The sequence below is a fragment of the Kitasatospora sp. NPDC005856 genome, from assembly GCF_040629945.1.
Classification (GTDB): Bacteria; Actinomycetota; Actinomycetes; order Streptomycetales; family Streptomycetaceae; genus Kitasatospora.
Map to the genome: position 1 here is coordinate 1 of NZ_JBEXWT010000157.1, position 10,164 is coordinate 10,164.

The 10,164-nt window shown below is 73.7% G+C and carries 2 protein-coding genes; both read left to right on the top strand.

The window, feature by feature from the left end; genetic code table 11:
- On the top strand, positions 1-2,549 hold a 2,549-nt coding region (locus ABZ449_RS40770), incomplete at its 5' end, for a type I polyketide synthase (RefSeq protein ID WP_360356861.1).
- Between the two features lie 2 nt (positions 2,550-2,551).
- On the top strand, positions 2,552-10,164 hold a 7,613-nt coding region (locus ABZ449_RS40775; protein WP_360356864.1), incomplete at its 3' end, for an SDR family NAD(P)-dependent oxidoreductase.

Consider the following 10,164-nt stretch of genomic DNA (forward strand, 5'->3'; position numbering starts at 1 on the left):
CGCCACCCGCGACCACGACGGCGGGAACGCCGGGCGTGCGGGTGCCTTCGTACGCCTTCCAGCACCAGCACTACTGGCTCCAGCCCACCACCCCGGCACCGACCGGTGACGGCCGGATCGACCACCCGCTGCTGCGGGACGCCATGGAACTCCCCGACGACAACGGCGTGGTGCTGACGGGACAACTCGCCACCGCCGCGCAGCCGTGGCTCACCGAACACGTCATCGCGGGCTCGCCCCTGCTGCCCGGCGCGGCGTTCGTGGACCTGGCGCTCCGGGCCGGCGAACACGTCGACTGCCCGGCCGTCGAGGACCTGACGCTGGAGACACCGCTGGTGGTCGCGGACGGCGTGCAGGTGTCCGTGACCGTCGGCCCCGACCGGGCGGGCCGGCGCAGCCTCTCGATCCACTCGCGCACGGACGGCGAGTGGATACGGCACGCCACCGGGGCCCTGGGCGCCGTAACCGTCGCACCACGGGACCCCTGGGCACGGCAGTGGCCGCCGCACGCCGAAGCCGTCGACCTCGACGCCTTCTACGACAACCTCGCCGACGCCGGATTCGCCTACGGCACGGCCTTCCAAGGCCTGCGAGCGGCCTGGCGCGACGGCGACACCCTCTACGCGGAGGTGGCCGTACCCCCCGGCGACACCCGGTTCGCCCTGCACCCCGCCCTGCTCGACGCCGCGATCCAGACCGTGACCGTCGCCGACGACCGGGCGAAGATGCCGTTCTCCTTCGCCGGGATCTCCTGGTGGCGCGGCGCCGAGCACGCCAGGGTCCGGCTGACCATGACCGGCCAGGAAACCTGCGCGATCGGCCTCGCCGACCAGTCGGGCGCGCCGATCGCCGAGATCGCCTCGTTGACCCTGCGCCGGCCGACCGGGGCCACCACGCGGGAGGTGCCGTACCAGGTGGTGTGGCCGGTCCTGGAAGCGGTGACCACCGAACCGGACATCCCGGTCCACCACGCCACCTCACCCGTCGAGACCCTGCGGGTGATCCAGGACTTCCTCACCACGGACACCCCGCGCATGGTGGTCGCCACGCGCAACGCCGTGCCGGTCCGTCCGGGCGAGGACGTCGACCCGCAGGCTGCCGCCGTCTGGGGCCTGGTCCGGTCGGCCGCCACCGAGCACCCCGGCCGGTTCGTGCTGGTCGACGGTGACGACGGCGACGGGGTCCGGCTGGCCGGTGACGAACCCCAGCTCGCGATCCGCGCCGGCGCCGTTCACGTCCCCCGCCTCGAACGGGCGCGGACCGAACCGCTGCCCTCGCTGCTCAGCCCCGAGGGCACGGTGCTCGTCACCGGCGGCACCGGCACCCTGGGCGGCACGATCGCCCGCCACCTCGCCGTACGGCACGGCGTGCGGCACCTGCTGCTGGTCAGCCGGAGCGGCCCGGACGCCCCCGGCGCGGCCGCACTGACCGCCGACCTGGCCGCGCTGGGCGCGACCGCCGACATCGTGGCGTGCGACGTGTCCGACCGCGAGGCGGTGGCGCGGCTGCTCGCCGAACACCCGGTCACCTCGGTGGTCCACGCCGCGGGCACGCTGGCCGACACCGTCGTGGAATCCCTCACCCCGCAGCAGTTCGCGCGCGTGTGGGAGCCGAAGGCCCTCGCGGCGCGGCACCTCCACGAACTGACCTCGGACCTGGAGGCGTTCGTGCTGTTCTCGTCGGCGGCCGGTGTGCTGGGCGGCGCGGGCCAGGCGAACTACTCGGCGGCGAACGCGTACCTCGACGGCCTCGCCGCACACCGGCACGCCCAGGGACAGCCGGCCGTGTCGCTCGCCTGGGGCTACTGGGCGGAGGCCAGCGGCATGACCGGAGGCCTGAGTGCCACCGACCGGCACCGCCTGGCCAGGGCCGGCGTACGGCCGCTGCCGACGGCGGACGCGCTGGCCCTGTTCGACGCCGGGCTGACCGCGGGCACCCCGACCCTCGCCCCCGTCAGGTTCGACCTGCCGGCGCTGCGACGGGCCGGCGACCCGCCCGCCCTGCTGCGGGAGCTGGTACGGCCCCGGCGCAGGCAGGCCACCGACCGCGTGTGGACGCAGGCCGACGTGCTGCAACTCGTCGTGGGCCAGGTCGCCCTCGTCCTGGGGCACTCGTCACCGGAGGCGGTCAACCCCGACCAGGCGTTCACCGACATCGGGTTCGACTCGCTCACCGCCGTGGAACTGCGCAACCAGCTCGACGCGGACACCGGCCTGCGCCTGCCCGCCACGCTCGTCTTCGACCACCCGACACCGGCCCGCCTCGCCGCCTTCGTGCACACCCGGCTGCACGGCACCGAACCCGACCCCCTGCTCGCCGAACTCGACCAACTCAAGTCCACCCTGGACGCGGCAGCCGCCGACGCCGACTACGAGACCGTCGCGGCCCGCCTCGAAGCACTACTCGCGGCCTGGACCGCCAAACGCACCGGCTCCGCGGCCGGTGTCGACGAGGCCAGCGACGACGAACTGTTCAGCCTTCTGGACGATGCGCACCGCAGGACCGAGGTCATCCGATCGGGCGAGTCCCGAAACGCTGAGGAGAAGTAGCGATGTCCGACGAAGAGAAGCTCCGCACTTACCTCAAGCGCGCCACGGCCGACCTGGGAGTGCTCAGCAAGCGCCTCGCCGACATGGAGGAGGCCGCGCGCGAGCCGATCGCGATCATCGGCATGGGCTGCCGCTACCCGGGCGGAGTGGAGTCCCCGGCCGACCTGTGGCGGCTCGTCTCGGACGGTGCCGACGCGATCACCGAATTCCCGCCGGACCGTGGATGGGACGTCGTCTACGACCCCGACCCGGACCGGCCGGGCACGACCTACAGCCGATCGGGCGGCTTCCTCGCCGACGGCGCCGGCTTCGACGCCGGGTTCTTCGGCATCTCGCCGCGCGAGGCACTGGCGATGGACCCGCAGCAGCGGGTGCTGCTGGAGACCGCGTGGGAGACCTTCGAGCACGCCGGCATCGACCCGACCACACTCGGCGGCAGCCGTACGGCCGTGTTCACCGGCCTGTGGTCCTCCGGCTACGGCAACCAGCCGCCGCCGGACCTCGAAGGTTTCCTCGCCACCGGAACGGCCACCAGCGCCACGTCCGGCCGGGTGTCCTACCTGCTCGGGCTGGAGGGCCCGGCGGTGTCGGTGGACACGGCGTGCTCGTCGTCGCTGGTGGCGATCCACCTGGCGGCGCAGGCCTTGCGGGCGGGCGAGTGCTCGCTGGCGCTCGCCGGTGGGGTGACGGTGATGGCGACCCCGGCGGGGTTCGTCGAGTTCTCGCGGCAGCGGGGGCTTTCCGCCGACGGCCGGGTGAAGGCGTTCGCCGAGGCGGCCGACGGCACCAGCTGGGGCGAGGGCGCCGGCCTGCTGCTGCTGGAGCGGTTGTCCGACGCCCGCCGCAACGGTCACCGGGTGCTGGCGGTCGTCCGGGGCTCGGCGGTGAACCAGGACGGCGCCTCGAACGGGCTCGCGGCGCCGAACGGTCCGTCCCAGGAACGCGTCATCCGGCAGGCGCTGGCGAACGCCGGACTGTCGACGGCGGACGTGGACGCGATGGAGGCGCACGGCACCGGCACCACGCTCGGCGACCCCATCGAGGCGCAGGCACTCCTGGCGACCTACGGTCAGGGGCGTAACGAGCCGTTGTGGCTGGGGTCGGTGAAGTCGAACATCGGGCACACGCAGGCGGCGGCCGGTGTGGCGGGCGTGATCAAGATGGTCATGGCGATGCGGCACGGTGAACTGCCGCGGACCCTCCACGTGGACGAGCCGACCTCCCACGTCGACTGGTCGGCGGGCCAGGTCTCCCTGCTGACCGAGACCCGGCCGTGGCCGGAGACGGGGCGCCCCCGCCGTGCGGGCGTGTCGGCGTTCGGCATCAGTGGCACCAACGCGCACGTCGTGATCGAGCAGTTCCCGGAGGAAGCCCCCGGACTGCCCGCCGCGGACGATTCCGTGGAGCCCGCCGTGTGGCTGCTGTCGGGCAAGACGGACGAGGCCCTGCGTGCCCAGGCGCGGCGGCTCGCGGAGCACCTCACCGCGCACCCGGGGCTTCGGCCGGTGGCGGTCGGTCGGGCTCTTGCCACGACCCGCACGATGCTGGCCCACCGGGCGGCTGTGGTGGGTGGTACCCGGGCCGATCTCCTGGCGGAGCTGGGCGCTCTCGCGGAGGGGGATCCCCGTGTCGTGACGGGTGTGGCCGGTGCGCTGGGTCGTTCGGTGTTCGTGTTCCCGGGGCAGGGTGCGCAGTGGGTCGGTATGGGTGGGGAGTTGTACGGCTCGGAGCCGGTGTTCCGGGAGGCGATCGACGCGTGTGACGCGGCGTTGGCGCCGTACACGGACTGGTCGTTGGTGGAGGTGCTGGCCGGCGGTGGTTCGCTGGAGCGGGTGGATGTGGTGCAGCCGGCCCTGTTCGCGGTGATGGTGGCGCTGGCCGCGCTGTGGCGTGCCCATGGTGTGGAACCCGATGCGGTCGTGGGGCATTCGCAGGGGGAGATCGCGGCGGCGTACGTCGTGGGCGCGTTGTCCCTGGAGGACGCCGCGAAGGTGGTGGCCCTGCGCAGCAAGGCCCTGGTCGCCCTGGCGGACCAGGGCGGGATGGTGTCGGTCGGCCTCGGGCACGAGCGGGCCGCCGAGTTCACGGCCCGCTGGGACGGCCGGCTGACGGTGGCGGTGGTCAACTCGGCGGACAGCGTGGTGGTGTCGGGCGATCTGGACGCGCTGGAGGAACTGCTGGCGGCCTGCGAGGCCGACGGCATCCGCGCCCGCCGCCTGCCCGTCAACTACGCCGCCCACTCCGCCCAGGTCGAGGCGATCCGCGAGCGACTGCTCACCGACCTCGCCGGGATCACCCCGAGGAGCGCGGGCGTCCCCTTCTACTCCACCGTCACCGCGGAGCCCGTCGACACCTCCGCCCTCGACGCCGACTACTGGTACCGCAACCTCCGCGAACCCGTGCTGTTCGACCGGACCACCCGTGCGCTGCTCGACCACGGCCACACCGTCTTCGTCGAGGTCAGCCCGCACCCGGTCCTGGTCTCCTCCGTCGAGGAGACCGGTCACCACCACGGCTCCGACCTCCTCGTCACCGGCACGCTCCGGCGCGACCAGGACGACTTCCTCACCTCGCTCGGCCGCCTGCACGTCCACGGTGTCCCGGTCGACTGGCGGTTCCCGGACGACACGGAGCCCGTCAGCCTGCCGACGTACGCCTTCCAGCGCCAGCCGTACTGGCTGCGGCCCGTCCCGACGGCGTCGGGCGACCACCCCCTGCTCAGCACGTTCGTGGAACTGCCCGACGGCGCGGTGCTCAGCGGACGGATCTCGCTCGCCACCCACCCGTGGCTGGCCGACCACGCCGTGCGGGGCTCCGTCCTCCTGCCCGGCACCGCGTTCGCGGAAATGGCGGCCTACGCGGCCGGCCGGCTCGGCCGCGCGGTCGAGGAGCTGGTGCTCGAAACGCCGCTCGTCCTCGACGACACCCCGGTGCACCTCCAGGTCGTCGTGGGCCCCGAGGACGACGGCCGCAGCCCGCTCACGGTGTACTCGCACGACGGCGACGAGTGGGTGCGGCACGCCACCGGGACCCTGGGCGAGGGGCCGGTGCTGAGCGCCTGGGACTGGCCGTCGGCCGGTGAGCCCCTCGACGTCGACGGGCTCTACGACTCGCTGTCCGTGCTCGGCTACGAGTACGGGCCGGCATTCCAGGGCGTCACGGTGGCCCGGCGGGTCGGCGACACCGTCTACGCCGAGGTGGAGCTTCCCGCCGAGGAACCGTTCGCCCTGCACCCCGCGCTGCTCGACGCCGCCCTGCACCCCATGGCGTTCCTCACCGACCGCGCCGGCCTGCCGTTCGTGTTCACCGGAGTGGCGATACGGCCCGCGGGCAGCCGGACGCTGCGCGTACGCCTGTCCGCCACCGGGCCGGACACGTACACCGTGGCCGTGGCCGATCCGGACGGCACCCCGGTCGCGGTCATCACCTCGCTGACCGTCCGGGACGCCACCGCCGTCCCGGACAGCCTGTACGCACTCGACTGGGTCCCGCTCGAAGAGGCGTCGACGGGCGGCGACCCCGCGGACCTGGTCGTCCACGAGGTGCCCGGGCCGGAGCCCGAGGCGGACACCGTCGAGGCGGCGTACGAGAGCGCGCGGAGCGTACTCGCCGTGATCCGGGAGCACTTGGCGGGCGAGCGGACGCGGCTGGTGGTCGTCACCCGCAACGCCGTCGCCGCCGCGCCCGGTGACGTGGTCGGCCTCCACCACTCGATGGTCTGGGGCCTGGTCCGCGGCGCGCGGGCCGAGCACCCCGACCGGTTCGTCCTGGTCGACGCCGATTCGACCTGGGACCCCGCGCTGATCGCCGGCACGGACGAGCCGGAACTCGCGGTACGCCGAGGGGCGCTGCGCGCGCCCCGTCTGGTCCGCGTCGGCGCGAGCCTCACCCCGCCGGACGGGCCCTGGCGGCTGGAGGACACGGGCACCGGCAGCATCGACGACCTGGCGCTGGTGCCCCGCCCGGAGCTCATGGAGCCGCCGGCGCCCGGGCGGGTCCGGATCGCCATGCGGGCGGCCGGCCTCAACTTCCGGGACGTGCTGATCGCCCTCGGCGTCTACCCCGGCGAGGCCCTGATGGGCGGCGAGGGCGCGGGCGTCGTCCTCGAAACCGGCCCGGACTCCCGGTTCCGGCCCGGCGACCGCGTCATGGGCCTGGTCCCCGGCGCCTTCGGCCCGGTCACCGTCGCCGACGAGCGGCTGCTGGTCCGGATGCCCGACGACTGGTCGTTCGCCCGGGCCGCGTCCGTGCCCGTGGTGTTCCAGACCGCGTGGTACGGCCTGCGTGATCTGGGCGGGTTGGAGGCCGGGCACCGGGTGCTGATCCACGCGGGTACCGGTGGTGTCGGCATGGCGGCGATCCAGCTGGCCCGGAGGCTCGGGGCGGAGGTGTTCGCCACGGCCGGCCCGGCCAAGTGGCACGTCCTGCGCGCCCTGGGGCTGGACGAGGACCACATCGCCTCGTCGCGCACCCTGGAGTTCGAGCAGAAGTTCCCGCCCATGGACGTGGTCCTGGACTCGCTGTCCGGCGAGTTCGTCGACGCCTCCCTGCGGCTGCTCGTGCCCGGCGGCCGGTTCGTGGAGATGGGCAAGACCGACATCCGCGACGCCGTCGACCACCCCGACCTCGTCTACCGGGCGTTCGACATCGCCGACGCGGGGCCGGAACGGCTCGGCGAGATCCTGGAGGCCGTCGTACGGGCCTTCACGGACGGTGGGTTCACCCCGCTGCCGTTGGACGTGCGCGGGGTCCGGGACGCGGTCGACGTGTTCCGGTTCATGAGCCGGGCCGCTCACGTGGGGAAGATCGTTCTTACTGTTCCTCAGCCGGTCGACCCCGACGGCACCGTGCTGATCACCGGTGGTACGGGGACGCTGGGGGGCCATGTGGCCCGGCATCTGGTGGCCGAGCGGGGTGTGCGGCATCTGGTGCTGGTCAGCCGTAGTGGTGGCGGGGCGGCGTTGCGCGAGGAGTTGGAGGGGCTGGGCGCGGAGGTGACCGTGGCCGCCTGTGACGTGGCGGACCGGGACGCGCTGGCGGCCGTCCTGGACTCGATCCCGGCCGCACACCCGCTGACCGCGGTCGTCCACGCCGCCGGCGTGCTCGACGACGGCGTCGTGGAGTCCCTGACCCCCGAGCGTCTCGCCGCGGTTTGGGAGCCCAAGGCCCGGGCGGCGTGGAACCTGCACGAACTCACCCGGGGGCGGGACCTGACGGCCTTCGTCCTCTTCTCCTCGGCCGCCGGCACGCTCGGCAGCCCCGGCCAGGCCAACTACGCCGCCGCGAACACCTTCCTCGACGCCCTCGCCGTGCACCGGCGTGCCCTCGGACTTCCGGCGACCTCGCTGGCCTGGGGCTTCTGGGCCGAAGCCAGCGGCATGACCGGGAACCTGACCGAGGCCGACCAGGACCGGCTGACGCGAGCCGGGGTCGTGCCGCTGGCCACGGACCACGCCCTGTCGCTGTTCGACGCGGCCCTGGCCACGGACCGCGCCGCGCTGGTGCCGGTACGCCTGGACCTGTCCGTGATGGCGGGCGCCCCGACGGCCCCGGCGGCCCTCAAGGGCCTCGTCTCCCGCAAGGCGGCCCGGCGCCCGGCGCGGCACGGCGCGATCGTCGACCGCCTGCGGTCACTGCCGGAGGTCGAACGACTGCGAGCCGCACTCGACCTGGTCACCGCCAACACCGCCGCCGTGCTCGGTCACAGCGAACCGGGGGCCGCATGGGACCGGCAGCCGTTCAAGGACCTCGGCTTCGATTCCCTGACCGCCGTCGAGCTGCGCAACCGCCTCAACACCGCCACCGGCCTGCGCCTGACCGCCACCGTCATCTTCGACCACCCCACCCCGGGGCAACTCGCCGAGCACCTGCTGAGCCAGATCCTCGACGGGGGTGTGGCGCCGGTGGTGCCGGTGGCGCCGGTCGCGGTTCCGGCGTCGGACGATCCGGTGGTGATCGTGGGCATGGGGGCCCGGTATCCCGGTGGGGTGGGGTCGCCGGAGGAGCTCTGGGGCCTGGTGTCGGGCGGGGTGGACGCGATCAGCGGATTCCCGTCGGACCGTGGGTGGGACGTCGAGGGGTTGTTCCATCCGGATGCGGATCATCCAGGGACGTCGTACACGCGGTCGGGTGGTTTTCTCTCGGACGCGGCGGGGTTCGACGCCAGTTTCTTCGGGATCTCGCCGCGTGAGGCGCTCGCCATGGATCCGCAGCAGCGGGTGCTGCTGGAGACCGCGTGGGAGACCTTCGAGGACGCGGGGATCGATCCGACGTCGCTGAGGGGCACCCAGACGGGCGTCTTCACCGGCATCTGGTCCTCCGGCTACGGCGACCAGGCACCCGCCGACGCCGAGGGCTACCTCGGAACGGGCGCCGCGACCAGTGTGACCTCCGGCCGGATCGCCTACCTGCTGGGGCTGGAGGGCGCGGCGGTCTCGCTGGACACCGCCTGCTCGTCCTCGCTGGTGGCCCTGCACCTGGCGGCGCAGGCACTGCGCTCGGGGGAGTGCTCACTGGCCCTGGCCGGTGGTGTGACGGTGATGGCGACCCCGCTGGGGTTCACGGAGTTCTCGCGCCAGCGAGGCCTGGCCCCCGACGGCCGGGTGAAGGCGTTCGCCGAGGCGGCCGACGGTACGGCCTGGGCCGAGGGCGCCGGCCTGCTGCTGCTGGAGCGGTTGTCCGACGCCCGTCGCAACGGTCACCGGGTGCTGGCGGTCGTCCGGGGTTCGGCGGTGAACCAGGACGGCACCTCCAACGGCCTCGGGGCGCCGAACGGTCCGTCGCAGGAGCGGGTGATCCGCCAGGCCCTCGCCAATGCCGGGCTGTCGACGGCGGACGTGGACGCGGTGGAGGCGCACGGCACCGGCACGACGCTCGGTGACCCCATCGAGGCGCAGGCACTCCTGGCCACCTATGGCCAGGACCGGGTGGAGCCGTTGTGGCTGGGGTCGGTGAAGTCGAACATCGGGCACACCCAGGCGGCCGCCGGTGTGGCGGGCGTGATCAAGATGGTCATGGCGATGCGGCACGGTGAACTGCCGCCGACGCTGCACGTCGACGCGCCGACCTCGCACGTCGACTGGGAGTCCGGAAACATCCGGCTGCTCACCGAGACCCGGCCCTGGCCCGACAACGGCCACGTGCGTCGCGCGGGCATCTCGGCGTTCGGCATCAGCGGCACCAACGCGCACGTGGTGATCGAGGCGGCTGCCGAAGAGCCGGTCGGGGTCTCGACGGAGTCCACGGGCGGGGTCGTGCCCTGGGTGCTGTCGGGGAAGTCGGACGCGGCGTTGCGGGAACAGGCGCGTCGGCTGAGTGCCTTCGCCGCCGTGCGTCCCGCGGTGAGCGCGGCGGCGGTCGGGGGCGCTCTGGCCGCCCGCACCGTGTTCGAGCACCGCGCGGTGCTGAGCGGTGCGGAGGCGCTGGAGGCCCTGGCGGAGGGCCGGTCGGTGCCGGGTCTGGTCACCGGGACCGCCCGTCCGCTGGGTCGGTCGGTCTTCGTGTTCCCGGGGCAGGGTGCTCAGTGGGTCGGTATGGGTGGGGAGTTGTACGGCTCGGAGCCGGTGTTCCGGGAGGCGATCGACGCGTGTGACGCGGCGTTGGCGCCGTACACGGA